Raw genomic sequence first — 14516 nt, 5'->3', positions numbered from 1 at the left:
GAGCTAGCGCTCTACCAACTGAGCTAGTGTCGCATCTCTTAACGGCCTGAATGTCATTAAAAATGACTTTCAAACTGCTTTAGATTTGGTTGCGGGAGCCGGATTTGAACCGACGACCTTCGGGTTATGAGCCCGACGAGCTACCAAGCTGCTCCATCCCGCGTCCGTATTTCACCGTTAGGTACGATGAAGACCTTCAAACTGGAGCGACACACGAGGTTCGAACTCGTGACCTCAACCTTGGCAAGGTTGCGCTCTACCAACTGAGCTAGTGTCGCATCAACAACGTTTCCGTCGTTCAGGGCTGCGAATTATAAGAGCATTTTTTTGTGATGCAAGTCCTTCGTTCAAAAAAACTTTATTTTTTTACTGACCGACGAAAAAGCAAGCAAAACGTTCACGAAATACAACAATTTGGATCGCAGCCTTAACAGTTAGATCTTAAAGATCGTTTCGCGGTAGTACTTTAGCTCAGCAATCGACTCACGGATGTCGTCTAACGCTAAGTGTGTACCTTGCTTAGAGAAGCCATTTAACACTTCAGGTTGCCAGCGACGAGTTAACTCTTTAAGCGTACTCACGTCTAGGTAACGATAATGGAAATATTCTTCGAGCTCTGGCATGTGTTTGTACAAGAAACGGCGATCTTGACCAATACTGTTACCACAAATTGGTGAGACACCCTTTGGAACCCATTTTTCTAGGAATTCGATGGTTTGTACAACAGCATCTTGCTCTGAAATATCACTATTACGGACGCGCTCAACCAAGCCGCTTGATGTGTGCGTATTGGTACACCAGTCATCCATCTTAGCCAGCTCTTCTTCTGGTTGATGAACAGCGAGTACCGGCCCTTCAGCCAAAATGTTCAGCTCGCTATCGGTAACGATAGAAGCAATTTCAATGATTTTATGCGTTTCAGGATCAAGGCCCGTCATCTCTAAATCAACCCAAATTAGGTTTTGATCGCTAAAGGACATGGTTACGCCGCCTATTTGTTTATCGATAAAAGAGGTACTATACCTGAAAATACTTGAAACACGATACTCACTCGCTTGAACCCTTTGTTGGTTCAATCACTTGAGCGAACTCACACTAAGTACAGAATTGTGGCAAAAAAGAAAAAGTTAACCAAAGGTCAGGTGCGACGCGTACGCAGCAACCAACAAAAGCGCCTAAAAAAGCAAGAAGACTCAATCCAATGGGATGAGCACATGCTGGGCGCAAGTAAGCAAGGCTTGGTCATTACTCGCTTCGGCCAACATGCTGACATCGAAGATCTTGAGACGGGTGAAGTTCAACGTTGCAACCTTCGTCGCGGCATTGAATCCCTAGTATCGGGTGACCGCGTGTTGTGGCGTGAAGGTTTAGAATCCATGGCTGGTATCTCAGGTGTTGTAGAAGCAGTAGAACCTCGTACATCGGTACTTACTCGTCCAGATTACTACGATGGCTTAAAACCTGTGGCCGCAAATATTGATCAAATGATCATTGTGTCTTCGGTTCTACCGGAACTGTCATTGAACATTATTGACCGCTACTTGGTTGCTTCAGAGACACTTAACATTGCGCCATTGCTGGTTCTGAACAAAATCGACCTGTTGTCAGACGAAGAGCGTGCAACTTATGAAAGTTGGTTGGAAGAATACCAACGCATTGGTTACAAAGTTCTATTTGTGAGCAAGAAATCGGGTGAAGGCATTAATGAACTTGAAGCCTTGCTAGGCGACCGAATCAATATCTTCGTTGGCCAATCAGGTGTTGGTAAATCCAGCCTTGTGAATGCTCTAATGCCAGAGCTTGAGCAAGAAGTGGAAGAAGGCGAAGTCTCTGAGAACTCTGGGCTCGGTCAACATACAACGACCGCGGCACGTCTATACCATATTCCCACGGGCGGTGAACTCATTGACTCTCCTGGGGTTCGTGAATTTGGCCTTTGGCACTTAGAAGCGGAAGAGGTCACCAAAGCATTTGTTGAATTCCGCCCTTATCTTGGTGGCTGTAAGTTCCGTGACTGTAAGCACAACGACGATCCAGGCTGCATATTGCGTGAAGCTGTAGAGAAAGGTGATGTGAGCAAAGTTCGCTTTGAAAACTACCATCGCATCCTAGAAAGCATGGGCGAAAACAAAGCCAACCGTCAGTACTCACGCAGCAAGAAAGCGGATCTGTAACTGAGTTAGGACTGCAACTGTGTAAGAAAACATCACCTAATACTGACAAGCAGATGAAATTTCAGTAACATCACGCGCCCTAAAGCGAGAATCTAACAGAAGTATCGGAATTAAAGATGGACAAGATTAAAGTTGGACTGCAGTACTGGATCCCACAACACGGCCTAACGCGTCTAGTGGGTAAACTGGCTTCAGCTAAAGCTGGCGGTCTAACAACAGCAATCATTCGTTGGTTTATCAAACAATACAATGTGAACATGGATGAGGCGAAACACTCCGATCCAAAACACTTCAAAACGTTCAACGAGTTCTTTGTACGTGAGCTAAAAGAAGGCGCACGTCCAATCGCAGAAGGTGAAGCGGTGATCACTCACCCAGCGGATGCTTGTGTTAGCCAGTTTGGCCCAATTGAAGACGGCCAACTGATTCAAGCAAAAGGTCATAACTTCTCAGCTCAAGAACTGCTTGGCGGTGATGAGACACTAGCGGAAGAGTTCCAAGATGGTACTTTTGCAACGCTATACCTCTCACCTCGTGATTACCACCGTGTACACATGCCATGTGACGGCACGCTGCGTCAGATGATTTATGTACCTGGCGACCTGTTCTCGGTAAACCCACTAACGGCAGAAAACGTACCAAACCTATTCGCACGTAACGAGCGCGTAGTGTGTATCTTCGATACTGCGTTTGGTCCAATGGCACAAGTACTGGTTGGTGCAACCATCGTAGGCAGCATTGAGCAAGTATGGGCTGGCACTGTTACGCCACCACGCGGTAATACTGTTTACAAATGGGATTACCCTGCAGAAGGTAACAAAGCCGTTATCTTGAAAAAAGGTGAAGAAATGGGCCGCTTCAAGCTTGGCTCAACGGTTATCAACCTATTCGCTAAAGATGCAATCACATTCGATGAGAGCATGGAAAACGGTAAACCAACAGTAATGGGTACACCTTACGCGCACCAGCAGTAAGGCTTCCGTACAAAATGATTTTAAAGGCCTCCGCTCGCGGGGGCTTTTTTATTGACGAAAAGCAAAACTCTGCTCGAAATTTAGTCTCACTTTTTCAAACTCATACTTGCCTCTAAGACCCTAAAAGCACAATCAATTATTCTGTGGTTAGGGATGATTATTTGAAGGGGCAACCAATGCCAAAGATGAGTGCGAATACACTGGTCAAGTTACTGGTGTGTTTTTTGATTCCGCTCGGTGTTTTAATGATGCCGATTGATGCTATACCAATAGACGACCTCACGTTAATTCAGCACCGTCTACTGGCGATTTTCCTTCTCGCTGCGCTGCTATGGGTTTTAGAGCCTGTCCCCGTTTTTGCCACTTCAATTCTTATCATCGCACTGGAATTGATCATGATATCGGATAAAGGCTTACACTTATTTCGTAACCCACCAGCGGGGCATGATTTGGGGGACTTGATCGCTTACACGGACATCTTCTCCGCTTTCTCTTCTCCTATCATCATCCTTTTCATGGGGGGCTTCGCACTCGCTATTGCTGCCTCTAAATACGAGCTTGATAACAACCTTGCTCGTGTACTGCTAAAGCCGTTTGGCACTCAGCCTAAGTTCATCATGCTGGGCTTAATGCTGATTACCGCCGTGTTCTCGATGTTCATGTCTAATACGGCGACCACTGTCATGATGCTCGCATTATTAGGCCCAATTGTAGCATCGGCACCGAAAGGCGATTTAGGCATTAAAGCCCTCGTATTGTGCATTCCAATTGCCGCGAATACTGGTGGTATTGCAACGCCAATCGGTACACCGCCCAACGCGATTGCCTTGCAATACTTAACCGGAGAAAACAGCATCGACTTCCTATCTTGGATGATGATGGGATTACCTTTCGTCTTGGTGCAACTAACGCTGGCCTGGTTCTTATTACAAAAGCTCTTCCCTTCTAGTGAACCAGAGATGAAGCTGCGTCTGGATGGAAAGTTCAAGAAGAGTTGGCGTGCGATCGTGGTTTACGTCACCTTCGCCATGACTATCCTGCTGTGGATGACGACTAAAGTGCATGGCATGAATACGTATGTGGTCGCCATTATTCCACTCGCGGTATTCACTTTAACGGGCATCATGGGCAAAGAAGAACTTAAGCTAATAAACTGGGATGTGCTGTGGTTGGTTGCCGGTGGTATCGCCATTGGTATTGCCCTAGACAAAACTGGCTTGGCAGAAGCGCTAGCTCACGCCATTGACTATGAGTCCCTTTCTCCATTCTCTGTCGTCATCGCACTATCGATTGTGTGTTGGTTAATGGCGAACTTTATGTCCAATACCGCGACAGCGAACTTACTGATGCCAATCGCAGCCGCCATTGGCGCCTCCATGCCAAGTCTTGTTGCTATCGGTGGTTTGCAAGGGCTATTAGTTGTGGTCGCTTTCTCTGCTTCACTCGGTATGATTTTGCCCGTCTCTACACCACCAAATTCTCTCGCCTACTCTACTGGTTTAATTGAGAGTAAAGACATGGCGAAAGTCGGTTTAATCATCGGGGTGATTGGGCTCTTTATCGTTTATGGTGCGGTACTTATTATCTTTTGATCATCACACTCTGCGGTAGTGCAATCTGCCGCAGAGTCCCCTGCTCTTTCCCCACAGGCCCAACAGCATTCAAGTTAACTCTTATTTCACCACAATAAATTCATACCTATAAACAATACGTTGAATAAAAATCACACTATTTAGCTTAAGTTTATCGGCTATATGTCGATAAATTATCTGCAGCCTTTCATGTAACTTTCCGTGCTTGAATCGTCTCATACCCATTGGTGTCACCACTTGTGACGTTGATCTTTTTGTCTGTTTTATGAAGGTAAGGCAATGAGAAATACAATTAAGTTAAAAATCCAGATTGCGATTGCAGTCATTATCGCCATTGTTAGTGGCGTTCAAGCTTGGGTTTCCGTCAATCAATTGCGCGAAGAAACCACGTCTACTCTTAACCGAGAAATTCAAAATATTTCTCAATCAACCAACCGTTACATTAGTGACTGGCTCTCGATTCGTAGCGATATGATGCTGGCGAACGAAGCTATTATTGCAAGCTCTGACGATGCAGACCGAGAGATGCTACTTACCAAGCGTGCCGGTAAGTTCTTATCGGTTTATGCTGGATTTTCTGATGGTTCTATCGCGTATGGCGATAAAAGTGAATCATGGCCAGCCGATTACGACCCTCGAACTCGCCCTTGGTATCAAGATGCGATGAGTAAGTCAGGCCTAATTATTACAGAGCCATACCAAGACTTTGATGGCAGCATTGTTGTCAGCTTCGCTAAAGCATTCAACCAAAGCAATCGTGGTGTTCTTGCCGCAGACTTAGCAGTAACCGATATCATCAAAGAAGTACTGAATATCCAATTGGATAATGATGGCTTTGCATTTTTGGTAGATGGCAATAACAACTTAGTGGCTTACAAAGATGAGAAATTAAGTCAAAAACCACTGACTGAACTTAACCCTACATTAACGCACAGCGTGATGATGAATCTCGCAGGCGATGCAAAGTTAGATACCATTCAATGGCCAAATCAGGGTGATAAGCTAATTTACGTAGCCAACGTACCCAATACCGACTGGTCTTTAGGAATCGTGCAAGACAAGCAAATGGCGTTTGCTTCTGTCTCTGAGCAGGTAACATTCACCGCGATTGCCTCTATCGTGTTGTACTTGATTATTGCAGCGATCAGCACTTACATCATCACGCGCTTACTCCAACCACTTCAAACGCTCTCAGATGCCCTTTCTGAGCTATCGCAAGGAGAGGGAGACTTAACCCAACGCATCAAGATTGAACGCATGGATGAGATTGGCGAACTTGCAACGCATGTAAACCAATTCCTCGCACAAATGCAAACCATGCTAAAAGGCATCGTTGAAAACAGTGAGCAACTATCGGCGCAAGCGAATCAAGCGAATGAACTGTCAGCGATGGCGGCAGGTCGCGTTGAGCATCAGCAGAACGATGTTAACCAAATTGCCACAGCGATTCATGAGATGTCAGCAACCGCAGCAGAAGTCGCAAGCCATGCAGAATTAACTGCCAGCGCTTCACAAAACTCTGCATCCGCTTGTATGGATGGACAAAATGTTATCCAGAAGAACCGTGAAGCGATTGTCGAGTTAGCAGAACAAGTCAGTGATGCCGCCAACGTGATTTCTGAGTTGGAAGCGAATACGCAAAGCATCAACCAAATCCTATCGACCATCCAAGGCATTGCAGAGCAAACCAACTTGTTGGCACTCAATGCCGCAATTGAAGCCGCGCGTGCTGGTGAACAAGGTCGTGGCTTTGCCGTGGTTGCTGATGAAGTACGAGTATTGAGCCAACGCACTCATGGGTCAACGGAAGAAATCCGTACCATGATCGAAACACTGCAAAACAACACCAAACTGGCAGTCAATAGCATGCAAACCAGCACCAGTTTGGCGGATACCAGCGTGGATTATGCTCAGCAGGCGCACGATAGCCTAACCAGCATCACCAACTCCATCACTGAGATCAACGACATGGCAATGCAAATCGCAAGCGCAGCAGAAGAGCAACGTGCGGTGAGCGAAGACATCAGCCGCAACACACAAGGCATTAAAGACGATGCCGACATGATTGCCGAACAATCGCTTAAGAGCAGTGAAGGCGCACGCCAGATGTACGATACCGCCAATACGATGCGTGAGAACATCAGTCGCTTTAAAGTGTAACGCGCCCTCAAAAGCAGCTCAACGAGCTGCTTTTTTTATTAGCGATAAGATGCTCTTTTACATATCTATAAATTGATGCATATTAGAGCCTTACCCTGCTCTACAAGGATGTCTCGCAATCATGAGTTATGAATGGCTGGCGCTATGCGCTGCTTTCCTATGGGCTGTTTCTAGCTTAATTTCTGTTGTTCCCGCTCAGCATCTTGGTGCGTTTTCCTATAGCCGATGGCGTATGGGTTGTACAGCCGTCATCCTATCCAGTATGGCTTGGTTCACCGGAGGTTGGTTAAGTGTGACCACAGAACACATTACGCCAATGATGGCATCCGGTTTGATTGGTATTTTTATTGGTGATACGGCGTTATTCGCTTGCTTGAACCGCATGGGACCACGCCAAGCAGGCTTGCTGTTTTCTTGTCATGCCGTCTTCTCTGCCATTTTAGGTTACTTCCTATTTAGCGAAAGCATGACTGGAACGGAGCTGATTGGTGCAGCCTTAGTTTTTAGCGGTGTCGTGATGGCGATTTTCTACGGCCGACGCGGGCAAGCTAGTAATACGCTAGAAGAAATCAAAGGTAATGTTTGGATAGGTGTCGGGCTCGGTTTAACTGCCGCTATGTGTCAGGCGCTTGGTGGTATCATTGCTAAACCAGTCATGCAAACGAGTGTCGATCCAGTCGCCGCTTCTGCGATTCGCATGATCAGTGCCTTTGTCGCGCATTGCGCGCTTTGGTTGATTGGCGCGAAGGTAGCCCGTGCGACTCAAACTATCACCTGGAAAGTTTTTGGTATCACTGCATTAAACGGTTTCTTGGCCATGGCAGTAGGTATGACGTTGATTCTCTATGCCCTACGTGAGGGAAATGTCGGGATGGTGGCTCTGCTTTCTTCAACAACACCAATCATGTTGCTGCCGCTGTTGTGGGTTTACACCAAGAAACGTCCAAATCGCTTTGCCTGGTTTGGCGCGGCCTTAGCCGTGATTGGTACTGGTATCTTAGTACAATAGAGCAGGTTCAATTAGGGCCTGTTGAGCTTAGTAACTCACCGCCTTACCAAACACAGAATCGCAGACACAAAAAAGCCCGAGTCGAACTCGGGCTTTTACTTAGTTAATTACTTAACTAGGATTTGACCAGACATTTCTGCAGGAATTTCTAGACCCGCTAGAGAAAGCATGGTTGGTGCAAGGTCAGACAGTTTACCGCCTTCTTTGAACTCAACCGCTTTGTCACCTACGTAGATTAGAGGTACAGGTAGGTTAGTGTGTGCAGTGTGAATTCCGCCCGTTGTTGGGTCAATCATCATTTCCGCGTTACCGTGGTCCGCAGTGATCAGTAGCTGACCGCCAACTTCTTTGATTGCTTCAACCACTTTACCTACGCTTTCATCTAGTGCTTCGATAGCTTGCTCAGCCGCTTCGTAAACGCCAGTGTGACCAACCATATCTGCGTTCGGGTAGTTACAAATGATAGTGTCGAATTTGCCAGATTTGATCGCTGCAACCATTTTCTCAGTTAGCTCTGGAGAGCTCATCTCTGGTTGCATGTCGTAAGTTGCTACTTTTGGAGAAGCAACAAGTTGACGCTCTTCACCTTCAAATTCGTTCTCAACACCACCGTTGAAGAAGAATGTAACGTGTGCGTATTTCTCTGTTTCAGAAATACGTAGCTGAGTTTGACCTTGCTTAGATAGCCACTCACCGTACGTGTTTTCTAGAGACGCAGGTGGGAAAGCAATAGCTAGCGGGATATCAGCTGCGTATTGAGTCAGCATCACGAAGTTGATCGCAGGGAACGCCGCACGCTCGAAGCCATCAAATGCAGGAACGAATGCACGAGTGATTTGACGTGCACGGTCAGCACGGTAGTTCATGAAGATAACAGCGTCGCCATCTTGCATGATTGCATCTTCTTGGCCTTCAGCTTTGATCGCTGTAGCTTTAACAAACTCGTCGTTTTCTTCACGAGCGTAAGCCGCTTCTAGACCAGCAACTGCTGTTTCTGCTGTGAACTCAGCTTTTGCTTGAGTCAGAAGATCGTATGCAACTTGAACGCGATCCCAGTTGTTGTCACGGTCCATTGCGTAGTAACGACCTACGAGAGAAGCAACACGGCCTTTACCTAGTTTCGCAAATAGGTCTTGGAAACGTTGTAGTGAGTTTTCAGCACTGCGTGGTGGCGTGTCACGGCCGTCTAGGAAGCAGTGTAGGTAAATTCTCTCAGCGCCACGAGCGGCTGCCATTTCAACTGCTGCGTAGATGTGATCTTCGTGAGAGTGAACACCACCTGGAGACATAAGGCCCATTAGGTGTACCGCTTTACCAGCTTCAACTGCAGAATCGATAGCTTCAACTAACGCAGCTGTCTCAGCAAACTCACCATCAGCGATAGACTTAGTGATACGAGTTAGATCTTGGTATACAACGCGACCTGCACCGATGTTGGTATGACCAACTTCTGAGTTACCCATTTGACCATCAGGAAGACCAACGTCCATACCTGAAGCAGAGATTAGAGTGTTAGGGTTATTCGCAATCAGTGCATCCATTACTGGTGTTTTAGCATTTGCAATTGCGTTACTTGCTGTGTCTTCACGGTAACCGTAACCGTCAAGGATAACTAGAGCCAATGGCTTCTTAGCAGACATAGTGATGACCTCATCAAATTTAAGTAACTTTCGGCGTAGAGCTTCATTGCTCCATCTAACCTTGAAACAAAACTAGCGTAATTTTACTACACTTTTTAACCAAAACTGTAGGTTAAGATCAAATAATGTTTGCGATTTATTGTTGCTATCTTACAAGTTAGCAAGCAATCCGACCTAGTCAGCAAACGTGTTCCACAAGCATAGTCACTTTCAAGATGCTTTGTACGACCACCGAAATACTTTGGTGAAAAACTTTTTGTTGATAACTATTCTGCGCTTTTCAATGTAGAAGTGAAGTCAATTACACCAATTAGATTGATAGGAAGAAGTGATACTAAGATTGCACGAATAGCACATTAGAAAAGGCTTGAGGCAAGCGCGTAGATCTCAATTATTCGTTAGAAAATTTTAACCCTCTCGCCTAAGGCGACTAACCCCGCTATACTCCTGCTTTATTTTTCCGCCAACATTGCAAGAGCTCAAGACATGCAAGAGTACATTGATTTTTTCCAACAGAACATGATTCTATCTTTGGTTTGGGTAGGTCTTCTTGTCGCATTCATCATGAACATCGTGAAGTCAGCGACAGCCGCATACAAAGAGATTAACGTAAACCAACTGACTCACCTAATGAACCGTGAAAACGGCGTTGTGGTCGATATCCGCTCTAAAGATGAGTTCAAACAAGGCCATATCACCGACGCACTTCACATTTTACCGTCAGATATCAAAGCTGGTAACTTTGGTAGCCTTGAAAACCGTAAATCAGACCCAATCATTGTGGTATGCAAGACAGGCCAAACTGCTCAAGAAAGTGCAAACCTACTAGCTAAAGCAGGCTTCGAAAACGTAAGCCTACTGAAAAATGGCTTGATTGCATGGAGCGAAGCGAACCTACCGCTAGTACGTGGTAAAAAATAAGGTTCGCGGTAAAAATCCAATTTTGCCAAGCCTCGTTTATATAAACTGAGCAAATAGAAAGCAGTTGAAGCACTAAGTTGTGACGCTTTGCACGTAATACGCGCTTCATCTAGTCAATGTAGATTTGCTCAGTTAGTCTCAGGACAAACCATATTTCTGGGTTTAGATCGTTCTAGGCTCAACAAATGTTTATTAAGGATTTAAAAATGGCTGAAGCAGCACCACAAGACGCACAACAAAACTTCGCAATTCAACGCATCTTCCTAAAAGACGTTTCTTTTGAAGCGCCTAACTCTCCAGTAATGTTCCAAAAAGAGTGGAACCCAGACGTTAAACTAGACCTAGACACTCAAAGCCGTGAGCTTGGTGAAGGCGTTTACGAAGTAGTTCTACGTCTAACAGTTACTGTAAAGAACGAAGAAGAAACAGCGTTCCTATGTGAAGTTCAACAAGGTGGTATCTTCACAGCTGAGCAAATGGAAGCAGGCCAACTAGCACATTGCCTAGGCGCATTCTGCCCGAACATCCTATTCCCTTACGCTCGTGAAACTATCTCAAGCCTAGTGGTTAAAGGTACGTTCCCTCAACTGAACCTAGCGCCAGTTAACTTCGACGCGCTGTTCATGAACTACCTACAACAGCAAGCTCAACAAGGCGAAGCTGAAGCGTAATTCACGTTTTGTAAGTGACGTGTCATAGTAGATTCTAATTCGACACGGCATATACCTTAAGAAAATGCACAACGCGTCTAACCAGTGATGCAATGTGCATTTTTTATTTCTGAAAGATCCTAGTTCCTAGCAGCTAGAGAGCGTAAAATCTGGCGATTATGAACTAGATTCTATTAGTAGAAAGACAATTAGGCGGTAGCATGACACAAGCAAATACCAACAATGCTTACGGTAAAGACATCGCAATGACGGTGATTGGCGCAGGTTCATACGGCACTTCTTTGGCGATTTCCCTTGCTCGCAACGGTGCGAACGTGGTTCTTTGGGGTCATGAGCCAGCACACATGGCTCGCCTTGAGGCAGATCGTGCCAACCATGAATTCTTACCTGGTATTGATTTCCCTGAAAGCTTGATTATTGAATCGGATTTAGAAAAAGCCGTTCAAGCAAGCCGTGACTTGTTAGTCGTCGTTCCTAGCCATGTCTTTGGCATCGTACTGAATAGCTGCAAGCCTTTCCTACGTGAAGATTCTCGTATTTGCTGGGCAACCAAAGGCCTAGAACCAGAAACAGGTCGTCTACTTAAAGAAGTGGCTTTCGACATTATTGGTGAGAGTTACTCTCTCGCGGTACTTTCAGGTCCTACTTTCGCAAAAGAACTTGCGATGGGCATGCCAACAGCCATCTCCGTTGCCTCTCCAGACTCAGATTTCGTTGCTGATCTGCAAGAAAAAATCCATTGCAGTAAAACTTTCCGTGTTTACGCAAACAACGACTTCATCGGCATGCAACTTGGCGGCGCCGTGAAAAACGTTATCGCCATTGGTGCAGGTATGTCTGACGGCATTGGTTTTGGTGCGAACGCACGTACAGCACTCATCACACGTGGCCTTGCGGAAATGAGCCGCCTTGGCGCTGCACTGGGCGCACAACCAGAGACCTTTATGGGCATGGCTGGTTTGGGTGATCTTGTATTGACTTGTACCGATAACCAATCACGTAACCGCCGTTTTGGTTTGGCACTAGGTAAAGGTAAAGATGTCGACACCGCTCAAGAAGAGATCGGCCAAGTGGTGGAAGGCTACCGTAACACGAAGGAAGTGTGGATGCTTTCTCAACGCATGGACGTTGAAATGCCAATTGTTGACCAAATTTATCAAGTATTGTATCAAGGGAAGGATGCACGCCTGGCAGCGCAAGATTTACTTGCTCGTGACAAAAAAGCCGAAGGAAAGTAGCACTCTACGCCCCTTTGCACCTCATCTGAGAAGAATAGAAGTTGTCGGGTCACGGAAGAACCACTCAGGACATTGAGAATGAAACACTGCGAAAAACAAAAAGTCTGGGACAAAATTGTCTCAGAAGCCCGTGAGATGTCAGAGCAAGAGCCCATGTTGGCGAGCTTTTACCATGCGACTATCATCAAGCATGAAAGCTTGTGTGCTGCGTTAAGCTACATTCTGGCAAACAAATTGAACACCGCTTCCATGCCTGCAATGGCAGTACGTGAAGTGGTTGAAGAAGCCTTCGCGGCCGATCCAACCATCACGGACGGCGCGGCCTGCGATATTTGTGCAACGGTGAATCGTGACCCAGCGGTTTCGATGTACTCAATGCCACTGCTTTATCTAAAGGGCTATCATGCTCTGCAAGGCTACCGCGTAGCAAACTGGCTCTGGAAGCAAGGGCGTCACGCACTTGCGACTTATCTACAAAACCAGATCTCTGTGGCATGTCAGGTGGATATTCACCCTGCGGCACGCATCGGTAGTGGTATCATGCTAGACCATGCGACAGGCATCGTGATCGGTGAAACGGCTGTCGTAGAAAACGATGTGTCTATTTTGCAGGATGTTACCCTTGGTGGTACTGGCAAAGAATGCGGTGACCGTCACCCGAAAATTCGCGAAGGCGTCATGATCGGCGCCGGTGCAAAGATTCTTGGCAATATCGAAGTGGGTGAAGGCGCGAAAATCGGCTCTTGCTCTGTGGTATTGCAAGCAGTGCCACCGCACACAACTGTGGCGGGAGTGCCTGCGAAAATTGTTGGTCGTCCAAAAACGGACAAACCTTCTCTCGATATGGATCAAGGCTTTAATGGCAAATCGCAAAGCTTTATCCACGGGGATGGCATTTAATCGTCATTTAATCTTTTGACAATAATGTGGTAGGTAACTCTCAAGTGCGAAAAAAAAATCACCCAGTGCTACGCTCGGCTATTTTATTAACTTGTGCTTTATCTGCCACATATCCCATCACCTCTTCCGCTGCTAGCCAGCAAGAGCTGAAAGGCGTTTCCAGCGAAATTAACCGCCAGCGTAAGTCACTCACCTCTCAAGAAAAACAACTGAACGATCTACAAAAGTCGCTAAAAAACCAAGAGCTTGGTATTTCTAAATTAGAACGAGAAATCAAGCAAACCAAAGCAGACTTAGCGCAGGCTGATCAAAACATTAATAAGTTAGAAGAGAAGATTGCTCTGCAAGAAGGCCAGCGTCAGGCGCAGGAAGAAGAGCTAAAGCAGTTGCTTCAGACCTACTACGTGACAGAAAGAGCCAAAGCCAATGGTCACCTTTTGAATCAAGGTGTAGAAGAAGATCGCATTAGTCAGTACTTCCAGCATTTGGCAAAAGCACGGGCAAAAGTGATTGATGACATCACCAAGACCACGCAGGAGTTGGCACATAATAAGAACCAACTCGAGCTCGAAAAAGCACAAATTGAAACCCTGCTCAAACAGCAATCCGAAAAACGTTCTTCGTTGGCAAATACCCAGTCGAAACGTAAAGGGACACTGAGCAAGATTCAAAAAAGCATCAAAGACGACAAGCGTTACCTTTCTGAACTACAACGCAACGAAACCCGTCTAAAAGCCGAGATCGCGAAAGCCGCAAAACGTAACGCAGTGCCGATGGATGGTATTGCGAAACAGCGCGGTAAATTGCCATGGCCATTAAAAGGTCGCGTCCTACATAACTTTGGCACAAGACAAACCGGCCAAGTAAACTGGAAAGGCATGGTGCTCTCAGCTAATTATGGCCAGCAAGTGAAAGCGGTTTACCCAGGTACCGTTGTATTTGCGGAGTACTTACGTGGTTATGGTCTAGTCGTTTTGCTTGACCATGGTAAGGGCGATATGACACTTTATGGCTACAACCAAGCGTTAACTAAGAAAGAAGGCGATAAGGTGACAGCAGGTGAAGTCATTGCACTCGCGGGGGATACTGGTGGTCAAGACCGTGCCTCGCTCTACTTCGAGATCCGCCGTAACAGTGAAGCGCAAAACCCGAAATCTTGGCTGAAACGTTAACTACTCAACTTATTGTTTCGCAATAAAAAAGGAGCCACTCGGCTCCTTTTTTGTATGTATATTTG

Annotated in this window: 12 protein-coding genes and 2 tRNA genes; 10 read left to right on the top strand and 4 right to left on the bottom strand. The window is 46.1% G+C overall.

Going from position 1 to position 14516, the window contains the following annotated elements:
* Positions 1-86 precede the first annotated feature (86 nt).
* From L1076_RS25200 to orn, 3 genes are all read right to left on the bottom strand, one after another.
* A tRNA-Met gene (locus L1076_RS25200) sits at positions 87-163 on the bottom strand.
* 39 nt (positions 164-202) lie between these two features.
* A tRNA-Gly gene (locus L1076_RS25195) sits at positions 203-278 on the bottom strand.
* A gap of 156 nt (positions 279-434) precedes the next feature.
* Complete coding sequence (gene orn, locus L1076_RS25190; RefSeq protein ID WP_038874099.1) at positions 435-980, bottom strand: oligoribonuclease; 546 nt, start codon at positions 978-980, stop codon at positions 435-437.
* 129 nt (positions 981-1109) lie between these two features.
* Here orn and rsgA point away from each other — a divergent pair, with 129 nt between their 5' ends.
* The 5 genes from rsgA to L1076_RS25165 all read left to right on the top strand — a co-directional run bounded on the left by rsgA (position 1110) and on the right by L1076_RS25165 (position 7909).
* Complete coding sequence (rsgA, locus tag L1076_RS25185) at positions 1110-2174, top strand: small ribosomal subunit biogenesis GTPase RsgA (RefSeq protein WP_038874102.1); 1065 nt, start codon at positions 1110-1112, stop codon at positions 2172-2174.
* Between the two features lie 116 nt (positions 2175-2290).
* Positions 2291-3148, top strand: a complete 858-nt coding sequence (asd, locus tag L1076_RS25180) for an archaetidylserine decarboxylase (RefSeq protein ID WP_039974268.1) — start codon at positions 2291-2293, stop codon at positions 3146-3148.
* Between the two features lie 176 nt (positions 3149-3324).
* Positions 3325-4740, top strand: coding sequence for an SLC13 family permease (locus tag L1076_RS25175; protein ID WP_038871033.1), 1416 nt, complete (start codon positions 3325-3327; stop codon positions 4738-4740).
* Positions 4741-5019: 279 nt separating this feature from the next.
* The gene (locus L1076_RS25170; RefSeq protein ID WP_104029022.1) at positions 5020-6900 is read left to right on the top strand and encodes a methyl-accepting chemotaxis protein; all 1881 of its coding nucleotides are present in this window, start codon (positions 5020-5022) and stop codon (positions 6898-6900) included.
* Between the two features lie 121 nt (positions 6901-7021).
* Positions 7022-7909 carry a DMT family transporter gene (locus L1076_RS25165; RefSeq protein WP_237304698.1) on the top strand — a complete coding sequence of 296 codons (888 nt, stop codon included), beginning with the start codon at positions 7022-7024 and terminating at the stop codon, positions 7907-7909.
* 107 nt (positions 7910-8016) lie between these two features.
* On the opposite strand, the gene gpmM is transcribed toward L1076_RS25165, so the two are convergent.
* Entirely contained in the window at positions 8017-9549 is a 1533-nt protein-coding gene (gene gpmM / locus L1076_RS25160) for a 2,3-bisphosphoglycerate-independent phosphoglycerate mutase (protein WP_061036242.1), read from the bottom strand.
* A gap of 486 nt (positions 9550-10035) precedes the next feature.
* On the opposite strand from gpmM, the gene L1076_RS25155 reads away from it, so the two are divergent.
* From L1076_RS25155 to L1076_RS25135, 5 genes are all read left to right on the top strand, one after another.
* The gene (locus tag L1076_RS25155; protein ID WP_038871024.1) at positions 10036-10470 is read left to right on the top strand and encodes a rhodanese-like domain-containing protein; all 435 of its coding nucleotides are present in this window, start codon (positions 10036-10038) and stop codon (positions 10468-10470) included.
* Positions 10471-10676: 206 nt separating this feature from the next.
* Positions 10677-11141, top strand: a complete 465-nt coding sequence (secB, locus tag L1076_RS25150) for a protein-export chaperone SecB (RefSeq protein WP_005530940.1) — start codon at positions 10677-10679, stop codon at positions 11139-11141.
* 200 nt (positions 11142-11341) lie between these two features.
* Positions 11342-12379, top strand: coding sequence for an NAD(P)H-dependent glycerol-3-phosphate dehydrogenase (gene gpsA, locus L1076_RS25145; protein ID WP_038881493.1), 1038 nt, complete (start codon positions 11342-11344; stop codon positions 12377-12379).
* A gap of 78 nt (positions 12380-12457) precedes the next feature.
* Positions 12458-13279, top strand: a complete 822-nt coding sequence (cysE, locus tag L1076_RS25140) for a serine O-acetyltransferase (RefSeq protein WP_038881492.1) — start codon at positions 12458-12460, stop codon at positions 13277-13279.
* A gap of 26 nt (positions 13280-13305) precedes the next feature.
* Positions 13306-14451 carry a murein hydrolase activator EnvC gene (locus tag L1076_RS25135; protein ID WP_045460314.1) on the top strand — a complete coding sequence of 382 codons (1146 nt, stop codon included), beginning with the start codon at positions 13306-13308 and terminating at the stop codon, positions 14449-14451.
* Positions 14452-14516: the final 65 nt, after the last annotated feature.

Origin of the sequence: Vibrio sp. MMG023 (genome assembly GCF_021654215.1) — a bacterium.
GTDB lineage: Bacteria > Pseudomonadota > Gammaproteobacteria > Enterobacterales > Vibrionaceae > Vibrio > Vibrio jasicida.
This window is presented reverse-complemented; position numbering and strand designations above follow the sequence as displayed.